This is a genomic window from Cedecea sp. B1(4) (assembly GCF_059414925.1).
In genome coordinates, this window is sequence record NZ_JCAHMZ010000001.1 from 319,885 (window position 1) to 345,470 (window position 25,586).

Sequence of the window (25,586 nt, forward strand, 5' to 3'; positions counted from 1 at the left end):
TTTTATTCTGTTTGAAATTGCATGAGCCATAAGATCATTCAACATGCTAACAAGGGGATAATTCCCAACCCTTATCCCCCGCAACCAGCCAGTGTGTTAGCTCAATCTGGCTGAGAAACACCTCATCGTGTGACACCACCATCAGGGTACCCTGATACTGATTAAGGAAAGATTCCAGCGTATGCAGGGATACAATATCCAGATGGTTGCTCGGTTCATCGAGCAATAAAAAGCTGGCGGGTGAGTCAGCATAAATCAGTATTGCCAGCGCCGCTTTAAGTTGTTCCCCGCCGCTAAGTTCGCCGCAGGGTAATGATACACGCGTTGCATCCAGCCCAAGCTGAGCAAGTTGCATACGTAGTTGGGATTCCCCTGTCTGAGAGTTCACCCCCAGAAGTTGCTCAAGTACCGTTTTTTGTCGGTCCAGAATGGACATTTGCTGATCAAGATAAGCCGTTTTAGCCCAGATCTCTCGATGACCAGATACCGGCGGCAACAAACCCGCTAAGGTTCTTAATAATGTCGATTTACCACACCCGTTTGAACCGACCACACCGATCCGTTGCCCGCCGTTAATGGTCAGCGTTATCTCGCGAAAAGACGCAGGAACGAAAGGCAAAACGACCTCGTCAAGTATGGCCACATTCTGCGGTAATGCCCCGAATGTAGAGGTGATGTGCATGGCGATAGGCGTAGATTCCTCAATTTGCTTTATGGCTTGCTGCACCTGCTGGCTGAGCAACTCCCGCGTCTGAGTTTGCTGTTTTATCAGTTTTCCGGCTGAAGCTTCACTGCGGCCTTTTTGACGGCCCAGCAATATTTTTGCCTGATTCGCCTCCTTGCCCTGACGGGTACCACGAGCTCCGCGTTTTTCAAGCCGTTCGCGCTGTTCACGCAATGTCTGCTCTTCACGCTTGCGCTCGGTTTTGAGGCGTTCCAGATTTTGCGTGGCGGAGGCAGTCTCCTGCGCTTTCATTTGCTGGTAAAAATCATAGTTGCCGCCGTAGCTGCGTAAACCGAGCGACGATAGCTCGACAATCCGCTCCATCTGCTGCAGCAACGCCCGGTCATGACTGATGAGCAAAAGACCACGGGGCCATTGGTGCAACTGCCGCATCAGCGTCAGTCGGCTGGCGGCATCCAGATGGTTGGTAGGCTCATCAAGGATAAGAAAATCTGCCTCAGATAGCATCGCGCCGATCAGTGCTACCCGCATGGCTTCTCCGCCACTCAGCTGATTGACCGCTGAACCCGGCGAAAGATAACCCAATCCCGCGGACTCTAACTGCGCCTGCAGCCGCTGGCGAAGGTCCCAATTATCACCCACAAGGTCAAAATCAGCCGGGTCGGTGCTGCCTGCTTCAATGCGATCCAGCGCGGCTAACTGGCTGTCGATTCCCGCAAGCATCGCCACGCTATGATAATGGTGCGGTGTCAGATGCTGCGCCAGATATCTGACACGACCTGAGCAACTACACTGGCCGGAAGTCGGCGCCACCTGGCCTGAAAGAATTTTAGCCAGCAGGCTTTTACCCACGCCATTTCTACCGACCAGAGCAGTATGTCGGTGGTCAAATTGTTCAGTGAGATCTGAGAAAAGGCGTTTGCCATCAGGCAATACAAAAGAAACGCGATTGAGCGTAAGAAGAGAATTCGTCATGCGATAACCCTGAAATTAATGCACCAAAACAGCCCCCGAGGGAAACTGCATAAAGGCCGTCAAAGATGACGGTGGGCATTAATTGCGCATTGGACGAATACCTCTAAAGAGACGTGAAAGTGGGCCGATTATAAAATTGCCAATTTCTGTCTGTCAAATGACATCCAGCGACCAGCCCACGGTATTAGATACAACGGGCAGTGAGCAATGTCGGTTTGTTAAACATGACACCACAGATGGAGATGCCGTAGATGTTCATTATGTTGACGCCTCTTACGAGGCCCGGTGCATCTCTGGCGCAGCATTTAAGCGCCAATGTGCTAAGTTTAACGCCACTATCGGTTGCTTATTACAGGAGTAAATAAGTGAACATCGACTGGCACAGTGCTGTATTAACACGCTCGACCGTCGTGGATAAAAACTACAAAAATACACAAAACGTTCGGCGCTTCATGATGGGCGAGTGTGGGCCGCACTTTCGATTTGATCGTGAATTTATGGCGTGGATACGAAATGATCTCCCCAAAAATTTGGGTGATGTCGTTGATGAGTGGAGGCGCAGACATTCATTCTAGAGAAGGAACTCCCGCGTTTCACATTGCGGAGTCCGTCTGGTTCACGCCCGTCCGCATCGCAAACAATCAGCCGCTAATCTAATCACTAATAAGGCGCTCAGCCTGAATCGTCCGTTTAGCCAGTTTCTTTTGCAGAATAATAACGAGAATTGGGAACGCTGATGCGGAAATGGCACATAGCACCAGCAACATGTTCATATTCTGGGGCGCTATTTCATCAGTGGGTGAGAGAAAGGCTGACAGGAAAAATGCGGCAGTAGTCATCAGGTACATGATTGATGTCTGCAGGGATGCGAATCCCGCCCGTTGCCCGTTATCTGGAAACTGAAGGGTAAGCGCCGAGGATGAAACCAGGCGGCTGTATGATGCCCCGAGAAATAAAATAATAAATAACGCCGAATGCGGATAGCCCAGAGCGGGAATTAGCAAACTCAGTATAAAAATGAGGGTTGCGCCAGTAGCCAGACTCAAAGCAGAAAAACGAGAAGTTAATGCGCCAGTCATTTTGCCAGACAGGTACCCGGCAATGCCTCCGGCGAAGAACAGCCAGGACAACTGCTCCAGTGAAGCACCCAACTGCCGGGTCATTAAGGGCACCAGAACCGGGATGACCAGCATCGGGCTAAACTGCACCAGCGCATTACCCGAAGCGAACAGGAGAGTATTTCTATCGAGAGGCAGAGCGGGGGGCGTGTCGCAGGAGGCCTGATCCCGAGGGATAAAGGAGACAATAAGTGGCAAGGCTAATAAACACAGGGTACTGATTAGCCACAAAGCGGCATGCCAGCCATAATGAGTACACAGAAATAATATCGTGGGCATGCCTGCACTGCTTACTATCGAATATGACGCAATCACCGTTGCCAGCATTTTTCCGCGCAAGTTAGCCGGGGCGTGATTGATCAATATGCTCATCCCCACTCCCATTGTCGTCCCTCCCACCATGCCGGCACAGAATCGCAATGCCAGCAGAAGGTTAAAACTGGCGGTGAACGTAGTCAAAAACGTCAGCAGGCCCAGCAGCGCCATATTGGCGATTAAAAAACGTTTCTTGTTGAAATGACCGATCCAGTAAAAGGCAATAATGCCCGACAGGACGGCCCCGGAGGTATACATCCCGGAGACATAGCCTGAGAATGAAATGGGCACTGAGAAATCTGCGGCCATAAAAGCAAAAACAGGGTTGAACATCATGTATTCCAGCGCGTTAGTGAACTGGATAAAAGCCATGATAAGCGCTATCCGCATAAGGGATTTATCGTTAAATGTCTGTGTAACCGGTGGCATAGCTGGCACCTGTGAGTGAAAGATGCCTGAGTTTAACGGCTATCAATACTGGTGATTAGGTGGTAAAAATGGCACTTATTATTATCATTTATGGGATAGTTGATGCGTCCGGCGCTTGATTTTAATACCCTGAAAGTGTTCATTGCCGTGGTTGAAAAAGAAAGTTTTGTTGGGGCATCAAAAGTGCTTGAGATGCCGACATCCAACGTGAGTCGCTGTATCTCTCAGTTAGAAGAAAAACTGAATCTGCAGCTCATTGAGCGCAGCACCCGGCATATGAAACTCACTCAGGCTGGGCACTTGCTTTATACCCGAGCGAAGCCATTGGTGGAGGCGCTTGAGCAAACTGAGACAGAATTAACTTTGCGGCAAGTGCAACTCAAGGGCCCACTGCGCTTATGTATTCCTAATGAACTAGGTCCTGCATTACTGGGGACTGTTATTGCCGATTTCGCCTGCCGACACCCGGACCTGGAAATCAGCTGTGTCACAAATTTGTCCGGGTTGGAATCCCTGCGCGACGATCTGGATTTAGCTATCATTGTTAGCCGCGGCAAGTTGGATGACAGTGACTACATTGCCCGCCACCTGTTGACTATCCCTTGTACGGTTGTTGCAGCCCCGGCCCTCATTCAGCGCTATGGTACGCCCGATCGTATACAGCAATTTGAAGAATTACCCTGTATTACCACGGTCAGTGCGCTGAAAGGAGCACCCTGGCAGTTCGTCAATAAAAAGGGAGGATTCGAGACTATCAAGGTGAAAGGCCATTATCGGGTCAACAGCGGAGAGATGGCAGGGCGAGCGGCGGTAGCAGGTGTCGGGTTTGCCATTCTGGCGAAGCAAGCCTGCCAGCCCTGGATTAACGATGGCCGGTTAATCGAAATTAAGTTCGAACACTCGGCAGCCCCATTACAGTTGTTCGCCCTTTATTCCGATCGGCGCTATTTGCCCGGTAAAATCAGAGCGCTGATTGATTTTATGCATCAGGAATTGAATCATATAAGTTAAGCTTGAAAAGCCGCAGGAATCAATGAGCCTCTAAACACATAATCTCTCTTTCTCGTTCATAGCTGCAGCGTATTCTCCATACTGTTGTCGGATCGACTATTTGATAACGTTTTCATGGTTTGCCAGAAAATTTCTGCGACTTGTGGCTCATTATGCATAAACTATACGATCTCTGCCGCTTCTCTTGGCCCTATATAATGCTTTATCCGCTGCGGCCAGAGCATACGATGAAGAGCTGTTCATCTGTTTAACGGCAGCACCAATGCTGAGAGTTATAGTCTCTCCGTTACCATCTTTGCATGAAACTGAGTCTTTTATTTCATTGATAACGGCTTCAGCAGCCATGTTATTAAAAATAATTACAGCAAATTCCTCGCCGCCTGATCGTGAGATGAATATATCCTTTGAGAGGAAGTGACTCAGCTGTAAGCCGATATTTTTAAGCGTTATGTCGCCAAAATCATGCCCGTAAGAATCATTTATTTTTTTGAAGTGATCAATGTCGATAATACACAGTGTGCCATATTTAGCATCAAGCTCCCTTAGCTTCATATTAAGATGTCTTCTATTGGGTAATCCTGTAAGTTCGTCAGTTAATGAAAGATCTATCGCAGCTTTATAATTATTATTAATATACTTAATAAATCTCTTGAAGGAAAGAACAATAATAAACATGGCTGGTGCATAAAGCACTGCTGCTATTAAAGAGGTCGTATCGCGATCTAAAATTTCCACTCCACCAGTCAGCGAGGCTAAGCTTGAGTTTAAAAGAAGGAATAACGCAATTCTGAACGACGCTATGTATTTTTCTTCTGATTTAATATGAAAGGATTTTCTGATGAACCATGTTAGCAGGGAAATGGTGCAAGCATTGATAAAGAAATAAAAGTTAAGTCTGCTGACGCTACCCATTGTCAATGTTAAAATCAGGATTATTGCTGTCGCACCGCAGACATAAGCGGTAATCATTCTGTAAAGCAGTCCTTGAGCTGACTCTGCCTCCTCAATAAGTTTGTCATGTATTTTAAAATTCATTTGAAGACCTTAAGCGCATGCATAACTCGGAGTGTTATTTAATCACATTACCAGTAGGTTGTTAATCATCTTTGGCAAAGACAAATAGTTAGAAATATTGCTGTTTAGCCGAAGTTTAAGGATTATGTTATTTTTCTGTTATGTTGGGCTGGAAACAAGCGAGTGTTTATATAATTTTTTCTTCGGCTTGTGTTCCGGCTAAATGTATCCTTCCTGGACCAATTTCAGCTATCTGTACGCCGCACATCCGGATGCTTTTCACTCGCCGCTTCATGGTAAATATCTCCGAGCCAGCCGGGGAGTTCTTCTTCCGTTAGCCATCCCGGGATAACCACATCATAAATCCGGGAATATTTGCCCTCGTTAGGATCAACGCGATAAAGCAGCCATTTTTCACTGACTTTCTTTACGCCCAAACGCCTACCAAAGACATCAAAGTGCAGCATACTTTCCCCTGGCGTGCCCCTATATTTATTAATGATAATCGCTACCGGGCCTGTTGAACAGGCCAGTATTTAGGGGGCATTTTTCCTCTTGTAAAATTCAGACATAAAAAATCCGAGAAATGTTACAGAGTTGTATCAATGAGTTATTTGCCGACGTCACAAAAGGGCGGGGGATTAGGAAAAGATCCCAGTTTTGTCTGAGTTCTCTTGTGCTAGTTTAGAAAGACAGGGAATTTCATTTATGGAGTGAGTATGGACAAGGACAAGCACGTCTCCGAGGAGCTTCATCCTGAAACGTTGCAGGTGATCGGGGCGGCTGTCGTGCAACTGCTGGCGCGTAAAGAGGCGCTATCGCGGGAGTCGATAGCCGACATGATACATAAGGTGTATGCCAGTGGCCTGGATGACGTAGCGGTGCAGAGGGCGGTTGATGTCCTGATCCTGGGGTAAACGTGTGTTCAGGGCCCTCTATTAGTACGCTATTTTTATACTGCTTTGGCTAATAATCTTCAGTTTTAAACTGATTGTCTTCAAGTGACATGAAGATGTTAAAATTGCAGTTGATTATCATTATCATAAAAGGGATTGTTTATGAATAAGACGCTTATCATCTGCGCTATGTTGTTAACCGCCCACGCCTATGCCGCGAACAAGCCTGCTTCGGAACTCGTCTGGACCGAGGCGGAACAAGACCCGGGCTGCTACGGGAATGTGTGTGTGAGTAATGAAGAAAAGAAACCTCAAAATATGTACGGCAAGCTTGATAAAGGTGACCAAAAGCTGCTGTCCGATCCTTATTCTAAATACGATCGCGATAACAGCAACAGTACCGCCCGGGCTGGCGTGACGTTTAAATGGGACTAGGTTGGCTGCCATTTTGAAAAATGAGAGCCAACAGGCTCTCATCGCCAGCCGTTTTCCTGCCAATACGCTAGAAAAAACGATGTTGCGTGAGTATGCCTTTCGCATCAAACAGAAATGCCACCTGTTTCCCGCCGCTGTTCTGGCAAATTACCCCATCCGCACCGGTTTTATCAGTGATGCCCTGGCAGGCCATACGTGAAACGTAAGGCCTGATCTGGCATTTGAGCATTTTACCGTCTTCCAGCACCAGCGCATTGTCAGGGGAAACATTTTCTACCGCAGGGCGCGGGTAGTTTCCTTCCCCCCAGTTAACGCCTTGATGCTGAGGCTGAGAAACACATCCCGTCAGTAATAAAAGCAGCCACAGATACCGATATTTCATATTGTTCTTCGTTTGTCCGTTAATGTCATTGTCCGATGTCAGGGCACAATAATAGACATGTTTCTTCAGTCTTTCTCAACGATAAAAAATACGTTCAGTTGCGTCTGAGGTTAACATGTTTATTGCGGTGTATGAGTTTGTCGTCAGAGTTGGCCAGGAAGAGGCTTTTATTCGCGCGTGGACGAAAAGAACCGAAGGGATTTATCGGTTAAGTGGCTCTTTAGGTTCGCGTCTACACAGGAATCAAAATGGAAATTGTATAGGCTATGCTCAATGGCCTTCCCGGGAAGTTTGGCGCCAAAGCGGAAATTCTCCGCTAAATAATGGCCATCACTTGGAGTACGATCTGGCGAGCCAGCAAATGCAAGCCTGCCTGGTCATCCCTTCAAAAACATTGTTTGAAATGCATGTTGAAGAGGATTATTTGATACCGGCACAGTTTCAAAGCCAACGCTGAAGGCGGAATAATGTTGTTCTCTGGCTTACGTGGGGGGATTACAATCTCAAAAAAAGAAGGAGAGCGCTTCATGTCTAAACAACTCGCTGAATACCAGAAAAAATATCCCAATGCGCAGGTATGGGCATTTGGCGATTCGCCTGAGCTGGCTGACGAGCTGGTGGATTTAGTTTTGAAGGGCCGCAAAACAGCGACATGTTCTGCGGCATCTGCCTATGAGAATGGGGAAGAGGCTCCCGTACCCGGCGGATATAGCATTATTCTTAACGGTAGCGGTGACCCGGTTTGTGTTATCCAGACGCTGTCTTTAACGACTCTTAAATTTTCACAGGTCAGTGCAGAGCAGGCCCGTAAGGAGGGGGAAGGGGACTTAAGCCTCTCGTACTGGCGGCGCGAGCATCAGATATTTTTTGAAAGAAATGGTGAATTTTCTGAAGAGATGCCCTTAATTTTTGAAGAGTTTATGCTGGTGGAACGCATCCCACAGGAAGAGAGCCTGTAACGTGAACTGTTCCAAAAAGCGTGAAAATTGTTTTGCTATTTTTAGTCGTCGATGGCGTTAAATGCTACTGTAAGATCAAACAGATAAGCCGGAGGCGAGATGGATAAAAAAGCAAAAGATGAAGCGCTGTACCAGGAGATGTGTCGCGTGGTGGGTAAGGTGGTGCTGGAGATGCGCGATCTTGGGCAGGAACCTAAACATATCGTGATTGCCGGGGTGGTCAGAACCATGCTGGCTAACCATAAAATCAAACGTTCCCCGCTGACCAGCGAAGCGATGGAACACGTGATCGAGGCGCTGGGCTATGAAGTGTAGCCGGTGCCTGGCGACAAAATAACCCTTTCAGGAATTGCCTATGATTGCCAATATTCTTATCGGCCTGGTGGCTGTGATTCACCTTTATATTCTGGTGCTGGAAATGGTGCTTTGGGATAAACCTGCGGGGCGAAAGGCTTTTGGGTTGTCTTCTGAGTTTGCTCAACAGTCGAAAACTCTGGCAGCCAATCAGGGGTTGTACAACGGTTTTTTAGCAGCGGGATTGCTTTATGGACTTCTGGCGGCAAGCAGCGGCTATGAATTTAAACTGTTTTTCCTTATTTGCGTTCTGGTTGCTGGTTTATTTGGTGGTTTAACAGCCAGTAAAAAAATACTTTATGTGCAGGCAGCGCCTGCGGCATTGGCATTGATTGCATTATTCGCAGGAATATAATCGAAAAAACCCGGCAAACGCCGGGTCACCATAAGGCTATCATCATTAATATAATTGGTGATCGACCGGATCGTTTTTTGAGTGGTTCCGGCCCCTCCAGTGGAGGAGAAATATAGGCATATTTCGATAGCGGAATGAGGGTTCATCGAGCTACCGAAGGCAAGAAATTATCCTGAGTTGTTATGGTTGGCAAGTGCCGCATGATATTTTTTTCAACATTGAGTTATGAAACTAAATTTTCCAGAATTATCACTCTGAACAAACCTCTGAGATTCGTCTACGCTTTAAGGGCAAGGTGTTTTTTTAGTATGGACTAATCTAATTTATCAGGAGTTTATATGGGGTTTTGGCGCGTTGTTTTCACAATTATCCTGCCACCGTTGGGTGTGCTTATCGGCAAAGGTTTTGGCTGGGCCTTCATCCTCAATATCATCCTCACCCTGCTGGGCTACTTCCCCGGCCTGATTCACGCGTTCTGGGTTCAGACCCGGGATTGACCTGTTGGGCCATTGCTGCGACGCCTGCGCCCGAGAAAAAATGACTGCTTTGGCAACTCACCTCCAGCCCACTGTTGTGGGCTTTTTATTTCCTGTAAATTAAAAAGAGTTCCTGATTACCCAGAAATAACGGTTCTGTTTATCGTTTATTAAGGTTTTCTTAATATTACCGACATCAATAAATAGTCAAAATAATTGCGCCTGAAATTAATTTTTTATTTTTATTTTTCTTTTAAAACAAGGATGTACAAACCGTTACACGAAAGTACTGGGCATTATGTAAAGGTAATCTGCTTTATTGAGGAAACGTTTATTTTTGCCATTTTACTATGCTCGTGTTTTCACTCCTGAGGTTATAATAATGAGTCAACTTTTGATTACCGGTGCGACAGGTTTCCTGGGCGGCGCGGTTTTAGCCCGATCCCTCTCTGAATCTTCTTTCAATACCGTATTACTATTGGTACGAGCGAACTCTCCTCAGGAGGGCGTGGCCAGAATCAGAAATAACCTTGCTAATTTTGGCTGTACTGAAGCACAGCTGGCACAAATTAACCCGGAAAATATATTGCTGGGTGACTTAGCCGAGCCTGAACATTTTCTGGATGATGAAAGACTGTCCAGCGTCACGCACGTTATTAACTGCGCCGCGGTGGCGTCGTTTGGCGAGAATGCGCTGATCTGGAAAGTTAACGTGGAAGGCACGCTGCAGTTTGCTCGCCGCATGTCCCAGGTGAAGGGCCTGCAGCGTTTCCTGCACGTCGGCACCGCAATGTCCTGTGTACCGGATGCGGGCACGCTGGTAACGGAAAGCATGTCCAGCAAGCCGGAAGAAGAGCACCTGGTGCAGTACACCTGGTCTAAGTCCACCATCGAACGCATGATGTCCGAGCAGTTCCCGCAGCTGCCGCTGGTTATCGCTCGTCCATCCATCGTGGTCGGCCACAGCGAGCAGGGCTGCCGCCCATCCAGCAGCATCTTCTGGGTCTTCCGCATGGTGCTGATGCTCGGGAAATTTATGTGCTCCCTGGATGACAAAATCGACGTTATTCCGGTGGACTATTGCGCAGAAGCGCTGCTGCTGCTGGCGAAGAGCGACTCGCTGAAAGAGAAGATCTACCACATCTCCGCCGGGGACGTGAGCAGCATCCGCTTTGCTGACATCGATGAAGCGATGTCCAGCGCGCTGAACCAGACGCCGATCTTCTCCAATTACGAGCAGGTGGATTACAGCGAGCTGGTGAAAAGCCGCAGAAGCTTCAAATCCATTTACGGGCCGTGCAATGAGCGCTTAATGCTGCGTGCGATGCGTCTGTACGGGGAGTTCTCTATGCTGAACGTGCGTTTCTCTAACGAGAAGCTGCTGGATTTAGGCATGTCTCCGCCGCCGCGCTTTGTGGATTACATCAGCCGTTGCGTGGAAACCACCCGGGATTATTCTATTCCCGAGCTGATGAAGGTCGACTTCAAATAATAAAAAAGGGAGCGCAGGCTCCCTTTTTAGTTTGCTGATCGTAGTAAAGGGAGCTTTTGCTCCCTTTTTACGTTTAGCGAATCACCACTTCATTTCGCCGGTATTCACTTTGGCGCTCATCTCCAGCGAGCTTTCATCGGCCAGGCCCGGATATTTTTGCTTCATTTCCGCAATGACCGGGGCGCTTTTGCCTTTCTTCAGCGCCAGCTCAAAGTCGGCTAAATAGTCGCCGGTAAAGACCACCGGGGCCGCGCCTGGTTTGACTTCACCAATGTAGTGGCCCGGGATCACGCGTTTTGGCTTCAGGGCCGCCATTTCATCCAGCACATCGCGCCATTCCTGACGGGCCGCTTTTGTCTGGGAGTCGGCGGTCCAGACATGAATACCGGAGCTGACACCTACGCCGCCAAGAATCGTTTTGTTGGCCGGAATCCACAGATATGCAGCGTGAGAAGCGGGCTGGCGCAGCTCAATTTTTTCACCATCGACGGTGAAGGTTGTCTCGTGTGTCACCTGCGGCACGAAGACTTCTTTTGGCGCGCCATCTTTCAGGATTGGGCCCCAGTATTTGAGCTTCTCTGCTTTGGTTTGGTTGATATGGTCGACGACCAGCGGCGTGGCTTCAATTTTTACCTGCGGGTACGCTTTAACAATTGGCTCCAGGCCAAAGTAATAATCCGGGTCACCGGCGGTGATAAGCACGCGGGTCAGCTTTTTGCCGCTGTGTTGAATCATTTTCACCAGCGCCTCGCCGTCTTTAACGCTGAACTGGGCATCGACCAACGTGGCTTCCGTTGGGCCGCTGATCAGCGTAGAGGTGACCGGGAAGACGCCTTTGTCCTGCGGGTTGTAGACGTCCAGCGTCAGCGGGGCGGCAAAGCTTGCGGTGGAGAACAAAAGGGTGGCCGCGGCCAGGGTCTGTGTCTTCATCTTTTTCTATCCTGATTAACTGAATCAATGGGCCCGTTTGGGAATGAGAAACAGTGTAAATTGCATTTTGTGAATCGTAATGGCCTTATTCAGGTAAGATAAGTTTCATAAATCGAACAGATGGGCGAAAGAATGGACAGAATCATTGCTGCAAAAGTCTATACCCGTATTTGCGAGCTGGGCAGCCTGAGCGCCGCGGCGCGGGCGTTAAATATGTCCCGGCCGATGGTCAGTCGCTATCTGGAGCAAATGGAGCACTGGGCGGGAGAGCGGCTGCTGCATCGCTCCTCCCGTAAACTGACCCTGACGTCGACCGGTGAGCGGGTGCTGCAGCAAACCCGGGCGCTCAACGAGGTAGCGGAAAGTATTGCGGCGCAGAAGCAGCAGGATTTGCCTTCGGGGACTTTGCGGGTGGCCTGTTCCCAGTTTGGCGCCCGGTACTACATCGTGCCTTTTTTGTCTGACTTTCTGCGCGACTACCCGGACGTTAGGGTTGAGCTGCACGTCAGCAGCCAGGCGGTGAATATGATTGAGGAGCGTATCGATCTGGCTATTCGCATCACCAACGATCTCGATCCCAATATTATCGCCCGCCGCCTGGGGGAATGTGACTCCCGGCTTTATGCTTCGCCGTCCTACCTCGAGAAAAGAGGGATGCCGCGCACGCCGGGCGATCTCGCGCACCACAATTGCCTGCAATATAGCTATTTCCTGCGCAACATCTGGCAAATGGTGGATGAAAACGGTGAGCCGCTGAACGTGGAGGTAAGCGGCAACTTCAGTGCCAACGACTCCGTGGTGCTGATGGACGCGGTCGCGGACGGCGTGGGGATTGCGATGCTGCCGGTTCAGGATGCTAAGCCGCGGTTCGAGAGCGGGGAACTGGTCAAAGTGCTTGAAGCTTATCCGCCGCGATCGATGGGGATCTACGGTATTTATCGGAGTCGAAGCTACCTGCCCGCTGCATTGAGACTGTTTCTGGCGGCGCTGTCGGACAGGCTCGCAAAATAATTTAAGAAAAACCTTAGTTACAGGTGGCCATGCCGTTTACTTTTTGCGCCAGGAATGTTCTGATCTCGCGGCAAAAAAATGAGGGGAGCAGCAATGTTTCAATTAAAACCGGGCAGCCTGGCGATGATCATCGGCGCTCGTACCGCCGCCGGGCGAGTGAATATTGGTAAAGCAGTAGAACTTTTCGGGCTGTGCCAGCCGGGAGAGCGCTTTGTTAATCCGGTGACAGGCGTGGTAACACAGCTTCCGCCGGAGGCAAACTATCCGCTTTGGCTGGTTACCGGCGAGGTTATCGCTTTTGATGGCCGCCAAGGTTACGCCTTCGTGCGCGCCGAGCATTTAATGCCGCTGGACAAAGATTTTTTCCCACAGGAAGACGAGCTCCACCTCAGCTATTGATCCCGGCAGTGGCGTAAAAAGTCGGCCAGCACCAGCGCATGGTTCTGGTCGGTATTTTTTGCGCCATACAGCAACGTCAGCGTGCCGTGTTCGCCGTGTCGGGCAAGCGCCTGGGCTGCGTCCTGATGTTGTCTAAGCTCTTGCCTGTAGAGCTCGCTGAATGCGGCAAAGTCGATAGTTTCGCTGTGAAAGGCTTTGCGTAGCTCGTTCGACGGCGTCAGTTCCTTCGGCCATTCATCGTAGCGCAGGTCGCTTTTCTTCATCCCTCTCGGCCACAGTCTGTCCACCAGGACGCGGTAGCCGTCATCTTCAGCCGGGGCTGCATAGACTCGTTTACAGCAGATCATGCCTTCTCCTTATCGCTTGCCTCAAGCCTGCTGAGCAACAGCGGGATCTGATGGTCGGCAAAGACTTCGATGCCGTGCTGACGCAACAGCGCTGCCGCGACCCCCTGACCTGAGATTGTTTTGCCAGCAAAGTGGCCATCGTAAATCTTCTGACTGCCGCAGGTCGGGCTGCCGTCGGTAAGAATAGCAAACAGGCAGTTATTTTCCCGGGCGGTTTGAAGCGCGAGCCAGGCAGCAAGAAGATAAGGTTCGGTGACGTCTGCGCCGTCGCTTTCCAGAATGGCGGCATGTCCGAGTAAAGCGGCTTCACCGCTGCCACCACTAAGCTCTGCGGGGAGGCGAGGTGTTGGCAGCCCGGCGGCGAGTTCAGGACAGTGGATAACCAGGCGGCCTTCAGCCTGCAATCGGGCGAGGGCTGCGCCAGTTTGTGATTTTTCTCGGCCATCATAGCGAACCTGAAACCCCATCAGGCAGGCGCTAACCAGTATTTTAGCTTTCATTTTCTTCTTCGATGAAGTGAACGGTACACGTTACTACATTGTTTGTCTGGGTGGAAAGATGTGAAGGACTGCCAATTTTTGCGGTTGTCAGCGCAAAGCAAAACGCCTACTCTATCATTCCTTATGTTGTTCTCTTCCCTCAAACATAAGGCCAACCAAAGCATGTCAGACTCACAGTTGAAATCCACTTTACGTATTGCGCTTGTCGGCGACTATAACCCGGCGGTGATTGCACACCAGGCCATTCCTCAGGCGTTAGATAATGCGGCCGCAGCGCTTGGCGTCAGCGCGGATTATGACTGGGTCTCCTCGCTGGAAGTGACCAGCCCTGAAGATCTGGTGGGCTATGACGCAATCTGGTGCGTACCTTCCAGCCCTTATCTGAATGAAGATGCCGCTTACCTTGCCGTTCGCTTTGCGCGAGAAAATGGCGTGCCTTTCCTCGGTACCTGCGCCGGGTTCCAGTATGCGGTGGTGGAATATGCGCGTAACGTGCTGGGCTGGGAAGATGCGGGCCATGCGGAAACCGCGAACGAAGGGCGACTGGTGATTGGCCGCCTGAGCTGCTCGCTGGTGGAAGTTTCTGACAACATCTCGCTGCTGGCAGATTCCATCGCCGGGCGTGCCTATGGCAAGACGGAAATCGAAGAAGGCTACCACTGCAACTACGGCATTGCAGAGCTGTTTGCCACCGCACTTGCCGGCGAACCCCTGAAGCCGACCGGCTGGGATAAGCAGGGCGAGATTCGCGCGGTTGAACTTCAGGGGCATCCGTTCTTTGTGGCAACACTGTTCCAGCACGAACGTAACGCGCTGAAAGGCAGACCATCCCCTTTGGTTGAGGCGTTCCTGGCCGCCGCGGAGAGATAAATTCGGGGTTTAGGGGCGCGGGTAACAGCCCTCACCCCGACCCTCTCCCAAAGGGAGAGGCAGAAAACATATGTCGGGGAAAGTGATTTCAGAGAACTTTATCTATTCTCTCTCCCAAAGGGATAGGGAAAACAAACGTTGGGGAAAGTGCTCCCTGGTAGCTTTATCTATTCCCTCTCCCTTCCAGGGAGAGGGTAAGAAAACAGAAGCGACAAGCGGTTGAAGTCAGTGCCGGACAAAAAGTGAGGCCTGGGTTCCAACGTAAATCGCATCATAGACCTTATCTTTATCGAGGCTTAGTCGCCCGAAGAATCAAAAAGGCCGGACGGCGCATTTCTTTTGCCAGACGTGGATGCTGTGCCAGGGTTTCTGCCGTCGGTTTGGTTTCCAGCATTCGGGTGAGGGCGAAGCCGCTGTCGAGCAGGGTATTGACATAGGTTTCCGTGGTGCGGTGGTACTTTTGCACATCCTCCACGAACCAGCTGGTGTGGCGTAAGCCTTGCTGGTGATAGTGGTTCACCGGCCAGATAACCTCTTCTTTATAGAGCTGCCAGCCCACCGGGAAGGCGGTGCACATTGGGTGTTCCACGGAGAAGATAAACTGCCCGCCGGGTTTTAACGCAGCAAAGATAGCGTTGCTCAGGCGGGCGAAATCTTCGAGGTAGTGCAGCGCCAGCGACGAAATCGCCAGATCCCAAGTTTCACCCTCCGGCGAGAATTGCTCCAGCGGTAAATTGTGGTAGCTGATGTTTGTGTCCTGGGTCGCGGCTCGCGCCTGGGCGAGCATCTTTTCCGAGATATCAAAACCCGTCACGCTTGCCGCCCCGTGGGCGCTGGCGAAGCGGGCAAAGTCGCCAAAGCCGCAGCCCAGGTCGAGGATCTTCAGGCCATCCAGCGGGGGCAGCAGGGAGTAAAGCTCGGGGATCTCCAGCAGCCCGTTAAGGCCAGAGTCCTGCTCCCGTAACTGACGGTAATTTTCAAAAAATACCGGGTCGTCGAAAATGTTCTGCGGTGCCGATGATGCCATTCTATCCTCCTTGGGGGTTTGTTCAGGCCGCGGCTTTCTCCGCCGAGCCAATCTCTTTCTGCCGTCCAGCATAAGCCCCAAAGACGCCCATGACGACCGAAAGTAGCGCACAACCTAATAAAGGTATCGCCCAACTGCCGGTGATGTCATGAATCTTCCCCATCACCGGCGGACCGAAAGCGGCCAGAAGATAGCCTACACACTGCGCCATGCCGGACAGTGCCGCCGCCTGATGTGCGGAACCGGTGCGCATCCCAATGAATGAGAGCCCCAGGATCATCGCCGCGCCGGAGCCAAAGCCGCCAAGCGACACCCAGAAGATGGAGAAGGCCGGCAGCAGCCACAGGCCGAGCGTCGCCAGACACCACAGCAGCGCCATCAGAGCGGCAATCCCTCGCTGGTCTTTCAGGCGGCTCAGGATCAGGCCGACAAACAATCCCGGAATGGCGGTGGCGAGCTGGAGAATACCGTGTATCGATCCGGCCTCGGCTTCGTTGTAGCCGTGGCTGATCAGAATGGAAGGCAGCCAGCCGATAATCACGTAATAGACCAGCGAGTTAATGCCCAGATACAGGGTGACCTGCCAGGCCAGCGGTGAGGACCAGATGCCGCGGCTGTGCAGCGCCGGGTTGCCGGACAGGTTCATTACCGTGCTGCTGCCAAGCTGCGGCAGCCAGACGATCAGCGCCAGCAGCGGGAAGATCATCAGCGACAGCATGGCGCCGGACCAGCCGAAGCCGTGCAGAGCAATCGGCACCACCATCACCGAGCCCAGCGCGGCGGCCACGCCCATCGTAAGCGAGTAAGCGCCGGTGAGTTTGGCGACCTGGCCGGGGAAGTCGCGCTTAAGCAGGCTGGGCAGCAGCACGTTGCCCATGGCGATCCCGCAGCCGATGATGGCCGTGCCGATGTACAGTAGCGCGGCGTGGCCGGCGGAGCGTAAAGCAATCCCGGCGCAGATAATCAACAACGCGCCAAACAGGCTGCGCTCGGTGCCAAAGCGGCGGGCGATCCCGGCGGCAAGTGGGGAAACAACCGCAAAGGCCAGCAGAGGCAGAGTGGTTAAAATCCCGATCTGCGCGGTAGATAGCGCAAGTGCATCGCGCACCATATCCAGCAGCGGGGCCGCGCCGGTAAAAGTAACGCGAAGGGTGGTGGCAATCATCAGAATGCCGAGCAGAAGCAGAGCGCGGCTCTTTTTGCTCGCTGAAGTCGTGGAAGTCATGTGTCGGTGTCCTGAAAAACGGTAAAGCAAAGATACACGCTTCTGCCTTTTTACGAATCAAGCTAAAATGACAGATTATCGCTAAATTCGGACATGCTATGGAACGTGACCTGGATCTCGAAGGGTTTGACCCGGACAGCATCGTGACGCCCGCGCTGGCGTTTCGCATTCGCGCCGCGCAAACCTATAACGAAAAGCCCATTCACACCCATCGAAAAGGGCAGCTGATTCTGGCGCTTCACGGCGGTATCACCAGCGAAGTTACCAACTCAATGTGGATGGTGCCGCCGCAGTATGCGGTCTGGGTGCCGGGACAAATGCCGCACAGCAACCGGGTAACGGCGGACGCGCGGCTCTGCTTTTTGTTTATTGAACCGGAGGCGGTCGCCATGCCGCAGGAATGCTGCGCGCTGAAGATCTCGCCGCTGGTGCGGGAACTGATTTTGCGTTTGTCCCACGTTCCCCATGAACATCTCGACTGCGCGCCCATTCAACGGCTGGTGCAGGTGCTGTTTGATGAGCTGCCTAATCAGCCGGTGGAACAGCTCCAGCTGCCGATCTCCTCGCACCCGAAAATACGTGCGATGGCGGACAGCATGGCGAAAAACCTGAAGGAGAAGAAAACGCTGGCCCAGTGGGCGGACGACATGGCGATGAGCGAGCGTAATCTTGCCCGGCTGGTGGGGAAAGAAACGGGGCTGAGTTTTCTACGCTGGCGGCAGCAGATGCAGCTCATTGTGGCGCTGAGGTATCTAATAAGCGGGATGACCGTGCAAAACGTGGCGGAGTCGCTGGGGTACGACTCCACCACGGCGTTTATTACCATGTTTAAAAAGGCGCTCGGCACCACGCCGGGGCGCTATTTAAGCACCCTGGGCGGGGACGATTTTACAGACTAGCCAGCTTAAACTGGGACACGGCGGTATTCAGCTCATAGGTCTGCGCCAGCAGCGATTCGGCCGCCTCGGAGGCCTGATTCACCATCGCTGCGTTTTGCTGTGTGGTGACATCCATCTGGCTGATGGCCGTGCTGACCTGCTCAATGCCGCTACTTTGCTCATCGCTGGCGTGGGTAATCTCCACCATCAGCGCGGCGACGCGCTTCACGTCCTGCACCACGGTGTTGATGGTCTTGCCTGCTTCGTTTACCAGCCGACTGCCGCTGGCCACCTGATTCACCGAATCTTCAATCAGCTCTTTAATCTCTTTGGCCGCGCTGGCGCTGCGCTGGGCCAGGCTGCGCACTTCGCCAGCAACAACCGCAAAACCGCGCCCCTGGTCACCGGCTCTGGCGGCTTCTACCGCCGCGTTCAGCGCCAGGATGTTGGTCTGGAAGGCGATGCTGTCGATAACGCCGATGATGTCGGTAATTTTGTTGGCAGAACTTGAAATGCCGTCCATGGTTTCCACGACCTGAGCCACTACCGCGCCGCCCTGTTCCGCGCTTCTCGAGGCGGTGTTGGCCAACTGGCTGGCGCTTTGGGCATTCTCTGCGTTTTGCTTCACCGTGGTGGTCATCTCTTCCATCGACGACGCCGTTTGCTCCAGCGCGCTGGCCTGTTCTTCGGTGCGGGAAGCCAGGTCAATATTGCCGCTGGCAATCTCGCTGGAGCGGGTGGATATCTGGTTGCTGCTTTCGTGCACCAGATGGATGACCATGGTGAGCTGCTGGCACATGGTTTCCATCGCAGCCATGACGCTGTTTCTGTCGCCGTCGCGCACTTTCACTTCTCGGGTGAGATCCCCGCAGGCCACGGCGTTGGCAATCTCGGCCACTTCACTTGGCTCGCCACCCAGTGAGCGGAAAATTGTGCGGTGAACCCACCAGCCGACAACCAGCAGCAGCAACACGGCGGCACCGGAACCAATCAACTGCCATTGCGTTGAGTTAGCGCTGCTGTGTTGGGCTTTTTCTACCGCGTTATCGGCATACTCGGCGGAGGCTTTAACAAAGGATTCAATGCCTTTCTGGTGGGCGTAAAAGTCCTTATCGGCCGCTTTCAGTTTTTCAAATAGCGGCGTCGGGGCACCCGAACGAATAAGCTCCACCAGGTCATTGGCATCTTTGATCATCGCCATCCCTGCCTGGTATTGTTCCCCGAGAAGATTCTGCTGCAGCTCAGGTGGCAGAGCGGCTTTCCAGTAATCAACGCGCTGGTGCCATTGCGCGCTGAGGCGCTTAATTTCGGCATCGGCCTGATCGACGCTCAGCGTGCCTTCCACCACGCGCGAAAGCACCAGGCGCAGTTCAATCAGGTAAATCGGTGCGGGCTTGATGTCAGACATCAAATCCTTTGCCAACAGGCCGCTTTCGGTGCTTTGGGCGCTTCGGTGGCTGCCGTAGAGTGAAATGGCGGTAACCAGGGCGGACATCAAAATCGAACAGCAAATTAATAACAACAAATTGTGAGCCAGTGATTTCATTTTGCCTCTCCTATTATTTGAAAAGCTTATCGGCCCAGAAGAAGGGAAACTTTTTCACCAGATCTGAAAACTAGCGGGTGAGTCACAAATTTATGCCATAAATCGCCAATATTTTATTTTTAAAATAATCACTTAACTCAATTATTTGTTGAATCTATAAGTAAAAGATTTAACTCAGAATTAACTAATATGTTTTCTGCATATGCAATGCAGGATTAAGCATTGGCGAGGGAAAGGCGCTTGTGCGAGCGTAAAGGCATAGCTCGCTCACAGACGGGATAACAAGGAAAATCAATGGCACAGGTAAAGGCTTTAACGCACACAACCTCACACACAACAGTGCAACATAAATTAACGCTCTCTGCTTTGGTTCTGGCCCTGTCCGGCCTGGCCTCCGCCGCGGTTCACGCAGACCAGCTGGCGGATATTCAAAAAGCGGGGGTGGTTAAAGTGGCCACTTTTGACGCAAATCCACCTTTTGGCTCTATAGATGCTAAAACGCACGATATCGTGGGCTATGACGTTGATTTCGCGAAAGCACTGGCTAAATCTCTGGGCGTTAAGCTTGAGCTGGTGGCCACCAACCCGGCGAACCGTATTCCGCTCCTGCAGTCCGGTAAGGTCGACCTTATCGTGGCGGATATCACAATTACGCCGGAACGTGCCCAGGTGGTGGATTTCTCTACCCCTTATTTTGTGACCGGGCAGCAGTTCCTGGTCCCGGCTTCCGGACCGGATAAGCTTGAGGATTACGCGAAAGGGCGCGTGGGGGCGGTGAAAGGCACCACCGGAGAACAGGCGCTGGTGCAGCGTTTCCCGTCAATTCGAGTGCTTTCTTATGATGATATCCCGCTGGCTTTTACCGCGCTGCGCAACGGTAACGTCCAGGCGATCACTCAGGACAGCACTATTCTTGCCGGGCTGCTGGCCGAAGCGCCGGATAAGGCGAAGTTTAAAATTCTGCCGGACTTGCTGAGCAAGGAAGAGATTGGCGTTGGCGTGAAGAAAGGGGAACCTGCCCTTTTAAAAACGGTTAACGACGAGCTGGTGAAGCTGGAACAAAGTGGCCAGGCAGAGCAAATCTACAGCGCCTGGTTTGGCCCCGACAGCAAAACCCCGCAGCCGCGCAGCTTTAAAATTGTAGCCAAATAATATGTTTAAACGACCGCCTCTTTTGTCCGCAGCTTCGGCTGCGGATTTTTTGCATCTGCAGTCCGCCAGCGTTGAATTTCGCAAAGCGAGTAAAAATTATGGTGAAACATCCGTCTTGCGCGAGATAGACCTGACTATCGCGGCCGGAGAAGTAGTGGCGATTTGCGGCCCGTCCGGTTCGGGGAAATCGACGCTGATACGGCTCATCAACCAGCTCGAAACCCTCAGCGATGGCGATATTTTTATCGATGGCAAACCCACCCGAGCGCTGAATAACAGGACGCTGCGCCGCCTGCGAAGCCGAATCGGGTTTGTGTTTCAGCAGTTTAACCTTTACGCCCACCTTACGGCTGAGCAGAACATTACGCTGTCGTTAACCCACGTTCACGGCTGGAAGCGTGAGGCGGCGCGTGAGCAGGCTCTGGCGCTGCTGGCCCGTGTCGGACTCGCGGAAAAAGCGCAGCACTATCCGGCGCAGCTTTCCGGTGGGCAGCAGCAGCGCGTGGCGATTGCCAGGGCGCTGGCATCTTCACCGCAAATTATTCTGTTTGACGAACCGACTTCGGCTCTCGACCCGGAGATGATCGGTGAAGTTCTGCAGGTGATGAAGGATCTCGCCCACAGCGGCATTACCATGATTGTGGTCACGCATGAAATGCAGTTCGCGCGTGAAATAGCTGACCGCGTGGTGTTCATTGACGGCGGGGCTATTCTGGAGCAGGCGGCCCCGGCGCAGTTTTTCCGCTCGCCGCAGCATCCCCGCGCCCGTCGTTTTCTGCAAAAAGTGCTCGACCCGCTGCATGCCGGGACCGAATCATGAACAGCTACTTTGACTGGGCGGGGGTGTTAAGTGGAGCACCGCGAGCCTGGCTGATTTCCGGTTTGCTGACCACCGCGTGGGTGACGTTTGCCGGGATAATCATTGCGACGCTGTTTGCCGCGCTGCTGCTGGGGTTTCGGCTCGCCGGTGGTCGGGCGGGGCGCTATTTCACGGCAAGCTGGGTTTCTGTTTTTCGCAATACGCCTTTGCTGGTGCAGCTGCTTTTCTGGTATTTCGCCGCGTGGAACGCGCTGCCGCAGAGCTGGCGCGGCTTTATTAATGACGACCACAGCTGGTCTCAGTTGCCCTGCGGCGTCTGGTGGCTGACGCCGGAGTTTCTCTGCGCGGCGTGGGGGCTAGGTGTGTTCACCTCGGCATTTTTGGTGGAGGAGATCCGCAGCGGGTTGCAGGCGGTGCCGAAGGGGCAAACCGAAGCCGCACTTTCTCAGGGTTTCTCTGAGTGGCAGCTTTTGCGCACCGTGCTGCTGCCCCAAGGCGTGGTTAACGCCTGGCAGCCGCTGGTCGGGCAATATCTCAACCTGATGAAGCTCTCCTCGCTGGCAACCGGCATCGGCTTTGCCGGGCTCACCAGCCAGGTGCGCCGTATCGAAAGCTACAACGCCCATGCGTTGGGCGCTTTTGCCGCAGGCACGGTGCTTTATCTGCTGCTGGGACTGGCGATGAGCGGGCTATTTACACTCTTTTCGCCAGGGAAACGCGGGTTACGTAAACCAGAGGTACAGCATGATCGCTAACGTTTCGGTTATTACGGATAACCTCGACTATTTACTGTGGGGGAGAATGGCTCAGGGCGAGCCGGGCGGCGTATTGCTAACGTTGATGATGGCCGTGGGCGCTGGCGTGCTTGCCCTGGGGCTGGGGTTATTGCTGGCCTGTATCGCATGGCGCTACGGCGGTATTGTGCGGCGGGTACTTTTCATTTGGGCCGATTTGATCCGCGGCATTCCGTTGATTTTTGTTATCTTCTGGCTCTATTTCCTGCTGCCCGCCATTACCGGGCGTGATTTACCGGGGCCGTTAACCGTCACGCTGGCGCTGGCCTGGTTTACGTCTGCGGCGGTGATGTACACCACGCTGGCGGCGCTGAATGCGCTGGCGAAGGGGCAAAATGAGGCGGCGATTGCCGGCGGTTTTACGCCATGGCAAACGCTGAGGTTAGTGCTGCTGCCTCAGGCGCTGCGCAACGCTTTACCGTCGTTTGCCGGGCTGTTTATCTCGCTCATCAAAGACACGTCGCTGGCGTTTATCGTCAATGTCCCCGAGCTGACAACCGTTGCCGGGCAGGTCAACAGCCGGGTGCAAATTTACCCGGCGGCCATTTTTATCTTTACCGGCCTGGTTTATTACCTGCTGTGCAGCGCGCTGGCCTGGCGCATTCACCGCTGGCAGCGGCAGGAGGCTACTGCTTACCCACAATAAGGGAAACCAGCCCAGCGGCGATCAGTGGCCCAACCGGCACGCCACGGAACAGGGCGACGCCAAGGACGGTGCCGACCAGCAGGCCGCCCACCAGACCTGGCTGGCTGCCCATCAGCGTCACGCCGCGCCCGCCGAGCCATGAAACCGCAATCCCGACGACAATCGCCACCAGCGATTTCCAGTGAGTGAAAGAGTGGATCAGGTTGCTGGCGGGCAGGGTGCCGCTGGCTATCGGGGCCATCACGCCGATAGTCAGAATAATGATCCCTACCGTCAGGCCCTGTTTCTCAATCCACGGAAAGAAGGTGTTCAGCGGGGTGACGCGCACAATAATCAGCACGAGGATGGAAACCGCGACGGTGGTGTTATGGCTGACAAAACCTAATCCCGCCAGGGCCAGAAGGATCAACAGCGTGGGGTCAAAAATCATGATATATCCTTGCCAAATAAGAGGTTTTTAACTTTTATTGTTCTGGCGAATGGCCGACAGCGATTCTGTGGCCGTTCATCATTCTGTCATTTTTGCGGTCAATAATTGAACGACATGACAGCGAGCAATGGCTTGCGGGAGAAAAGGATGGGCGATCCAGCGTTATTCGACACGATTTGCATCACTGCCGCGTTTCTCGGGATCGCTTCGGTATTGGTGTTGTCTGTCCTTTATCTCGAACGCCTCGGGTAGCTATTCGGGGCGGTGAAAATTGACCAGCTCCGGGCGCGCAATGCGCAAATAATCCTGCGTATTCATCACCACTGACTTTTCCAGCAGCCCTGCATTGAAGGCAATTTCTGAAAAACGCTCGAAAATAGACGGGTCGGCCACCAGCCGGAGCTGGGTGTGAAAGCTGAACGGCGGAATAGCGCCAAACACACATCGCGTTAACTCATCCACTTCCGCCGGGCTTGCCAGCGACGCTTTCAGGCCGCCCAGATGCTGCGCCAGCAGGCTCAGATCCGCCTGTTTATCTGCCGCCAGAATCGCCAGCACGTGCAGCTTGACGCCGTTGCCTTTGACTTTGCAGACCAGCGCTTTTGCGCCCTGGCCAAGTTCGGTGCCGCGGATTGCCGAGACTTCTTCACATTTCCCCGCCGCGACATGTTTTACCACACGGTAGCGGGCCTGCTGTTGCTCGAGTAAATCGATAAGTTGCTGATGGACGTCTTCGCCTTTTGCGTGGGATGTCATTGCACTGCCTCTTGTCGTCTTTCTAAGTCTCTGCTTTGAATTTTCATCCTATCGCGATAATAGTTATCTGACATGCAAAAATTCGGGCAAAAGATGGCTAATAATGTACTGACGCAGATGGGAAATGCCCTCGTGCGTGAATGCGTTTTTCAGGGAAAACCTGCCGTTGAAAAGCGAAATGCTTCCGAGGTTGAACTCGATTTTTATCAGTACCATGCCTCCGTGTTAAGGGATCAGGGGCTCGGCATTCCCGACGTTTATTCCCTTAACCGCCAGGCACGACGGCTGATCATCGAATTTATCCCGCAGCCTTGTTCACTGGAAACGCTGACTGCCGACCCCGATTTGTATGAAAAGCTGGCGTTGCTCCATCATTGCCAGATGAAACCCTCAGGGATATTCAGGCGGCATCAGTGGAGGGATGAGCAAATGGCGTTGGCACTAAGCCTGCTGAAATTGCCCCCAGAGCTCGAAGCAGTTTTGCGTTATTTCAAAGCTCACAGTGATGTGCTCTTCGAGCCGCAGCAGTGGGTGTCTGGGGATTCAAATGCCGGGAACTGGGGACGCCGAGCCGGGGGAGAGTTGGTTTTATTTGACTGGGAGCGCTTTGGCCGTGGGAGCCCGGCGATAGATTTGGCACCTCTGATTAAAGGAATGGGGGAACCTGCCAGTATTCACCTCATGGTAGCGCGATATGAACAAGTGGCGCCTCAGCGGTCGAAGTCACGCCTGATACGCCATGTGGTTTTGGCTAAAGCCTGGCTGGTGGTTGAAGTGCTGAATCTTCTTTCCCGCAGACACCCGCAAACGTTAACCCGGTATCTTGACTGGTATCAGGCTAACTTGCCGGCCTGGTTGCCACAGGCCCAGCATTTATGGCGCTCTACGTTCGCTTAGCTTAGCCAGCCGTATTCGGAATAAATCTCGCCGTTGATAATAGCGCTTATGGCTTGCTTAACATAGGGCACGGTGTTCTCCGGCAACTGTCTGATATTTACCCATAGTAGGTCAGAATGCTTATCAGGCTCGGCGATATAAGGCTCACGCTGCCAGTCTGAACAGAGAAAGAAGTGGCCCATCCACGAGCGATCTTCGGTTTTAACGTGCATCGAGTGAACTGACCTGAGGTTTGCGGCCTCAATGGTCACGCCCGTCTCTTCATGAGCTTCTCTGACCGCAGCGTTAAGCAGCGTTTCACCGCTTTCAAGACCGCCTGCGGGCAGGCTGTAGAAACCGTCCATCCAGCCGGTGTTAGCCCTGCGGATAAGACAAATTTTTTCGCCGCGGCGCAGGACAACAAAGACGGCTACGGAAAGCTGGTGGCGTTCTCTTTTCATCATTTTCGGCTCTTGCTATTGT

34 protein-coding genes are annotated in these 25,586 nt (G+C 52.5%); 20 read left to right on the forward strand and 14 right to left on the reverse strand.

Features of this window, described 5'->3' with window-relative positions; genetic code table 11:
- Nucleotides 1-46: 46 nt before the first annotated feature.
- Nucleotides 47-1,660: an ABC-F family ATP-binding cassette domain-containing protein gene (locus ACR6JA_RS01515; RefSeq protein WP_494493385.1), complete on the reverse strand. Its 1,614-nt coding sequence runs from the start codon at nucleotides 1,658-1,660 to the stop codon at nucleotides 47-49.
- 365 nt (nucleotides 1,661-2,025) lie between these two features.
- Between ACR6JA_RS01515 and ACR6JA_RS01520 the strand changes: the two genes are divergently transcribed.
- A complete protein-coding gene (locus ACR6JA_RS01520) occupies nucleotides 2,026-2,235 on the forward strand; it encodes a DUF6434 domain-containing protein (protein WP_494493386.1) in 210 nt (69 codons plus the stop codon).
- 78 nt (nucleotides 2,236-2,313) lie between these two features.
- Here ACR6JA_RS01520 and ACR6JA_RS01525 read toward each other — a convergent pair whose 3' ends face one another.
- Nucleotides 2,314-3,522, reverse strand: coding sequence for an MFS transporter (locus ACR6JA_RS01525; RefSeq protein WP_494493387.1), 1,209 nt, complete (start codon nucleotides 3,520-3,522; stop codon nucleotides 2,314-2,316).
- A 102-nt stretch (nucleotides 3,523-3,624) separates the two neighbouring features.
- Here ACR6JA_RS01525 and ACR6JA_RS01530 point away from each other — a divergent pair, with 102 nt between their 5' ends.
- The gene (locus ACR6JA_RS01530; protein ID WP_213715695.1) at nucleotides 3,625-4,533 is read left to right on the forward strand and encodes a LysR family transcriptional regulator; all 909 of its coding nucleotides are present in this window, start codon (nucleotides 3,625-3,627) and stop codon (nucleotides 4,531-4,533) included.
- A gap of 150 nt (nucleotides 4,534-4,683) precedes the next feature.
- On the opposite strand, the gene ACR6JA_RS01535 is transcribed toward ACR6JA_RS01530, so the two are convergent.
- Together ACR6JA_RS01535 and ACR6JA_RS01540 are read right to left on the reverse strand one after the other, a co-directional pair.
- Nucleotides 4,684-5,568 (reverse strand): GGDEF domain-containing protein, encoded by an 885-nt coding sequence (locus ACR6JA_RS01535; RefSeq protein ID WP_008456730.1) that lies wholly within the window; start codon nucleotides 5,566-5,568, stop codon nucleotides 4,684-4,686.
- A 224-nt stretch (nucleotides 5,569-5,792) separates the two neighbouring features.
- Complete coding sequence (locus ACR6JA_RS01540; RefSeq protein WP_494493388.1) at nucleotides 5,793-6,014, reverse strand: DUF7661 family protein; 222 nt, start codon at nucleotides 6,012-6,014, stop codon at nucleotides 5,793-5,795.
- Nucleotides 6,015-6,266: 252 nt separating this feature from the next.
- On the opposite strand from ACR6JA_RS01540, the gene ACR6JA_RS01545 reads away from it, so the two are divergent.
- The gene (locus tag ACR6JA_RS01545; RefSeq protein ID WP_494493594.1) at nucleotides 6,267-6,464 is read left to right on the forward strand and encodes a hypothetical protein; all 198 of its coding nucleotides are present in this window, start codon (nucleotides 6,267-6,269) and stop codon (nucleotides 6,462-6,464) included.
- Nucleotides 6,465-6,605: 141 nt separating this feature from the next.
- Nucleotides 6,606-6,878: a hypothetical protein gene (locus tag ACR6JA_RS01550; protein ID WP_008456726.1), complete on the forward strand. Its 273-nt coding sequence runs from the start codon at nucleotides 6,606-6,608 to the stop codon at nucleotides 6,876-6,878.
- Between the two features lie 67 nt (nucleotides 6,879-6,945).
- Here the strand turns inward: ACR6JA_RS01550 and ACR6JA_RS01555 are convergent, their stop codons facing one another.
- Complete coding sequence (locus ACR6JA_RS01555) at nucleotides 6,946-7,260, reverse strand: hypothetical protein (RefSeq protein ID WP_494493389.1); 315 nt, start codon at nucleotides 7,258-7,260, stop codon at nucleotides 6,946-6,948.
- Between the two features lie 115 nt (nucleotides 7,261-7,375).
- Here ACR6JA_RS01555 and ACR6JA_RS01560 point away from each other — a divergent pair, with 115 nt between their 5' ends.
- From ACR6JA_RS01560 to ACR6JA_RS01585, 6 genes are all read left to right on the forward strand, one after another.
- Nucleotides 7,376-7,717 carry an antibiotic biosynthesis monooxygenase family protein gene (locus ACR6JA_RS01560; protein ID WP_494493390.1) on the forward strand — a complete coding sequence of 114 codons (342 nt, stop codon included), beginning with the start codon at nucleotides 7,376-7,378 and terminating at the stop codon, nucleotides 7,715-7,717.
- A 70-nt stretch (nucleotides 7,718-7,787) separates the two neighbouring features.
- Nucleotides 7,788-8,219: an ASCH domain-containing protein gene (locus ACR6JA_RS01565; protein WP_494493391.1), complete on the forward strand. Its 432-nt coding sequence runs from the start codon at nucleotides 7,788-7,790 to the stop codon at nucleotides 8,217-8,219.
- A 99-nt stretch (nucleotides 8,220-8,318) separates the two neighbouring features.
- Nucleotides 8,319-8,534, forward strand: a complete 216-nt coding sequence (fumD, locus tag ACR6JA_RS01570) for a fumarate hydratase FumD (protein ID WP_008456724.1) — start codon at nucleotides 8,319-8,321, stop codon at nucleotides 8,532-8,534.
- 40 nt (nucleotides 8,535-8,574) lie between these two features.
- Complete coding sequence (locus tag ACR6JA_RS01575) at nucleotides 8,575-8,928, forward strand: DUF1304 domain-containing protein (protein ID WP_008456723.1); 354 nt, start codon at nucleotides 8,575-8,577, stop codon at nucleotides 8,926-8,928.
- A 338-nt stretch (nucleotides 8,929-9,266) separates the two neighbouring features.
- Nucleotides 9,267-9,425, forward strand: coding sequence for a YqaE/Pmp3 family membrane protein (locus ACR6JA_RS01580; protein ID WP_008456722.1), 159 nt, complete (start codon nucleotides 9,267-9,269; stop codon nucleotides 9,423-9,425).
- 361 nt (nucleotides 9,426-9,786) lie between these two features.
- Nucleotides 9,787-10,896, forward strand: a complete 1,110-nt coding sequence (locus tag ACR6JA_RS01585; protein ID WP_008456721.1) for an SDR family oxidoreductase — start codon at nucleotides 9,787-9,789, stop codon at nucleotides 10,894-10,896.
- Between the two features lie 81 nt (nucleotides 10,897-10,977).
- On the opposite strand, the gene ACR6JA_RS01590 is transcribed toward ACR6JA_RS01585, so the two are convergent.
- The gene (locus ACR6JA_RS01590) at nucleotides 10,978-11,826 is read right to left on the reverse strand and encodes a Vmh family MBL fold metallo-hydrolase (RefSeq protein ID WP_008456719.1); all 849 of its coding nucleotides are present in this window, start codon (nucleotides 11,824-11,826) and stop codon (nucleotides 10,978-10,980) included.
- Between the two features lie 132 nt (nucleotides 11,827-11,958).
- Here ACR6JA_RS01590 and ACR6JA_RS01595 point away from each other — a divergent pair, with 132 nt between their 5' ends.
- Nucleotides 11,959-12,837: a LysR family transcriptional regulator gene (locus ACR6JA_RS01595; protein WP_494493392.1), complete on the forward strand. Its 879-nt coding sequence runs from the start codon at nucleotides 11,959-11,961 to the stop codon at nucleotides 12,835-12,837.
- Nucleotides 12,838-12,930: 93 nt separating this feature from the next.
- Nucleotides 12,931-13,236 carry a nuclear transport factor 2 family protein gene (locus ACR6JA_RS01600; RefSeq protein WP_494493393.1) on the forward strand — a complete coding sequence of 102 codons (306 nt, stop codon included), beginning with the start codon at nucleotides 12,931-12,933 and terminating at the stop codon, nucleotides 13,234-13,236.
- On the opposite strand, the gene ACR6JA_RS01605 is transcribed toward ACR6JA_RS01600, so the two are convergent.
- On the reverse strand, nucleotides 13,230-13,583 hold the full coding sequence (locus ACR6JA_RS01605; RefSeq protein ID WP_494493394.1) for a DUF488 domain-containing protein: 354 nt from the start codon (nucleotides 13,581-13,583) through the stop codon (nucleotides 13,230-13,232). The genes ACR6JA_RS01600 and ACR6JA_RS01605 overlap by 7 nt on opposite strands.
- On the reverse strand, nucleotides 13,580-14,083 hold the full coding sequence (locus ACR6JA_RS01610) for a 2-thiouracil desulfurase family protein (protein ID WP_213715690.1): 504 nt from the start codon (nucleotides 14,081-14,083) through the stop codon (nucleotides 13,580-13,582). Before ACR6JA_RS01610 ends, ACR6JA_RS01605 begins: the two co-directional genes overlap by 4 nt.
- Before the next feature lie 162 nt (nucleotides 14,084-14,245).
- On the opposite strand from ACR6JA_RS01610, the gene ACR6JA_RS01615 reads away from it, so the two are divergent.
- Nucleotides 14,246-14,953 (forward strand): CTP synthase C-terminal region-related (seleno)protein, encoded by a 708-nt coding sequence (locus ACR6JA_RS01615; RefSeq protein WP_213715689.1) that lies wholly within the window; start codon nucleotides 14,246-14,248, stop codon nucleotides 14,951-14,953.
- Nucleotides 14,954-15,239: 286 nt separating this feature from the next.
- Here the strand turns inward: ACR6JA_RS01615 and ACR6JA_RS01620 are convergent, their stop codons facing one another.
- Nucleotides 15,240-15,980 (reverse strand): class I SAM-dependent methyltransferase, encoded by a 741-nt coding sequence (locus ACR6JA_RS01620; RefSeq protein ID WP_494493395.1) that lies wholly within the window; start codon nucleotides 15,978-15,980, stop codon nucleotides 15,240-15,242.
- 22 nt (nucleotides 15,981-16,002) lie between these two features.
- Nucleotides 16,003-17,205, reverse strand: coding sequence for a CynX/NimT family MFS transporter (locus ACR6JA_RS01625; RefSeq protein ID WP_494493396.1), 1,203 nt, complete (start codon nucleotides 17,203-17,205; stop codon nucleotides 16,003-16,005).
- A gap of 98 nt (nucleotides 17,206-17,303) precedes the next feature.
- Between ACR6JA_RS01625 and ACR6JA_RS01630 the strand changes: the two genes are divergently transcribed.
- Nucleotides 17,304-18,104, forward strand: coding sequence for an AraC family transcriptional regulator (locus tag ACR6JA_RS01630; protein ID WP_213715686.1), 801 nt, complete (start codon nucleotides 17,304-17,306; stop codon nucleotides 18,102-18,104).
- Here ACR6JA_RS01630 and ACR6JA_RS01635 read toward each other — a convergent pair.
- Nucleotides 18,094-19,629 (reverse strand): methyl-accepting chemotaxis protein, encoded by a 1,536-nt coding sequence (locus tag ACR6JA_RS01635; RefSeq protein ID WP_494493397.1) that lies wholly within the window; start codon nucleotides 19,627-19,629, stop codon nucleotides 18,094-18,096. The two genes, ACR6JA_RS01630 and ACR6JA_RS01635, sit on opposite strands and share 11 nt — an antisense overlap.
- Nucleotides 19,630-19,923: 294 nt before the next feature.
- Here ACR6JA_RS01635 and ACR6JA_RS01640 point away from each other — a divergent pair, with 294 nt between their 5' ends.
- Genes ACR6JA_RS01640 through ACR6JA_RS01655 form a run of 4 tightly spaced genes read left to right on the forward strand, consistent with a single transcriptional unit; the run spans nucleotide 19,924 to nucleotide 23,041 of the window.
- Entirely contained in the window at nucleotides 19,924-20,781 is an 858-nt protein-coding gene (locus tag ACR6JA_RS01640; RefSeq protein ID WP_494493398.1) for an ABC transporter substrate-binding protein, read from the forward strand.
- Nucleotide 20,782: 1 nt separating this feature from the next.
- Nucleotides 20,783-21,601, forward strand: a complete 819-nt coding sequence (locus ACR6JA_RS01645; RefSeq protein WP_494493399.1) for an amino acid ABC transporter ATP-binding protein — start codon at nucleotides 20,783-20,785, stop codon at nucleotides 21,599-21,601.
- Nucleotides 21,598-22,356 (forward strand): amino acid ABC transporter permease, encoded by a 759-nt coding sequence (locus ACR6JA_RS01650; RefSeq protein ID WP_494493400.1) that lies wholly within the window; start codon nucleotides 21,598-21,600, stop codon nucleotides 22,354-22,356. The genes ACR6JA_RS01645 and ACR6JA_RS01650 overlap by 4 nt, the downstream gene beginning before the upstream one ends.
- On the forward strand, nucleotides 22,346-23,041 hold the full coding sequence (locus ACR6JA_RS01655; protein ID WP_494493401.1) for an amino acid ABC transporter permease: 696 nt from the start codon (nucleotides 22,346-22,348) through the stop codon (nucleotides 23,039-23,041). The genes ACR6JA_RS01650 and ACR6JA_RS01655 overlap by 11 nt, the downstream gene beginning before the upstream one ends.
- Here ACR6JA_RS01655 and ACR6JA_RS01660 read toward each other — a convergent pair.
- Nucleotides 23,022-23,468, reverse strand: coding sequence for a DUF441 domain-containing protein (locus tag ACR6JA_RS01660; RefSeq protein WP_034808455.1), 447 nt, complete (start codon nucleotides 23,466-23,468; stop codon nucleotides 23,022-23,024). The two genes, ACR6JA_RS01655 and ACR6JA_RS01660, sit on opposite strands and share 20 nt — an antisense overlap.
- Before the next feature lie 150 nt (nucleotides 23,469-23,618).
- On the opposite strand from ACR6JA_RS01660, the gene yoaI reads away from it, so the two are divergent.
- Nucleotides 23,619-23,723, forward strand: coding sequence for a small membrane protein YoaI (yoaI, locus tag ACR6JA_RS01665; RefSeq protein WP_284143111.1), 105 nt, complete (start codon nucleotides 23,619-23,621; stop codon nucleotides 23,721-23,723).
- Here the strand turns inward: yoaI and ACR6JA_RS01670 are convergent, their stop codons facing one another.
- The gene (locus ACR6JA_RS01670) at nucleotides 23,724-24,227 is read right to left on the reverse strand and encodes a YbaK/prolyl-tRNA synthetase associated domain-containing protein (RefSeq protein ID WP_213715681.1); all 504 of its coding nucleotides are present in this window, start codon (nucleotides 24,225-24,227) and stop codon (nucleotides 23,724-23,726) included.
- Nucleotides 24,228-24,299: 72 nt separating this feature from the next.
- Between ACR6JA_RS01670 and ACR6JA_RS01675 the strand changes: the two genes are divergently transcribed.
- Nucleotides 24,300-25,124 carry a phosphotransferase family protein gene (locus ACR6JA_RS01675; protein ID WP_494599131.1) on the forward strand — a complete coding sequence of 275 codons (825 nt, stop codon included), beginning with the start codon at nucleotides 24,300-24,302 and terminating at the stop codon, nucleotides 25,122-25,124.
- Here the strand turns inward: ACR6JA_RS01675 and ACR6JA_RS01680 are convergent.
- A complete protein-coding gene (locus tag ACR6JA_RS01680; protein WP_494493403.1) occupies nucleotides 25,121-25,567 on the reverse strand; it encodes an NUDIX hydrolase in 447 nt (148 codons plus the stop codon). The two genes, ACR6JA_RS01675 and ACR6JA_RS01680, sit on opposite strands and share 4 nt — an antisense overlap.
- Nucleotides 25,568-25,586: the final 19 nt, after the last annotated feature.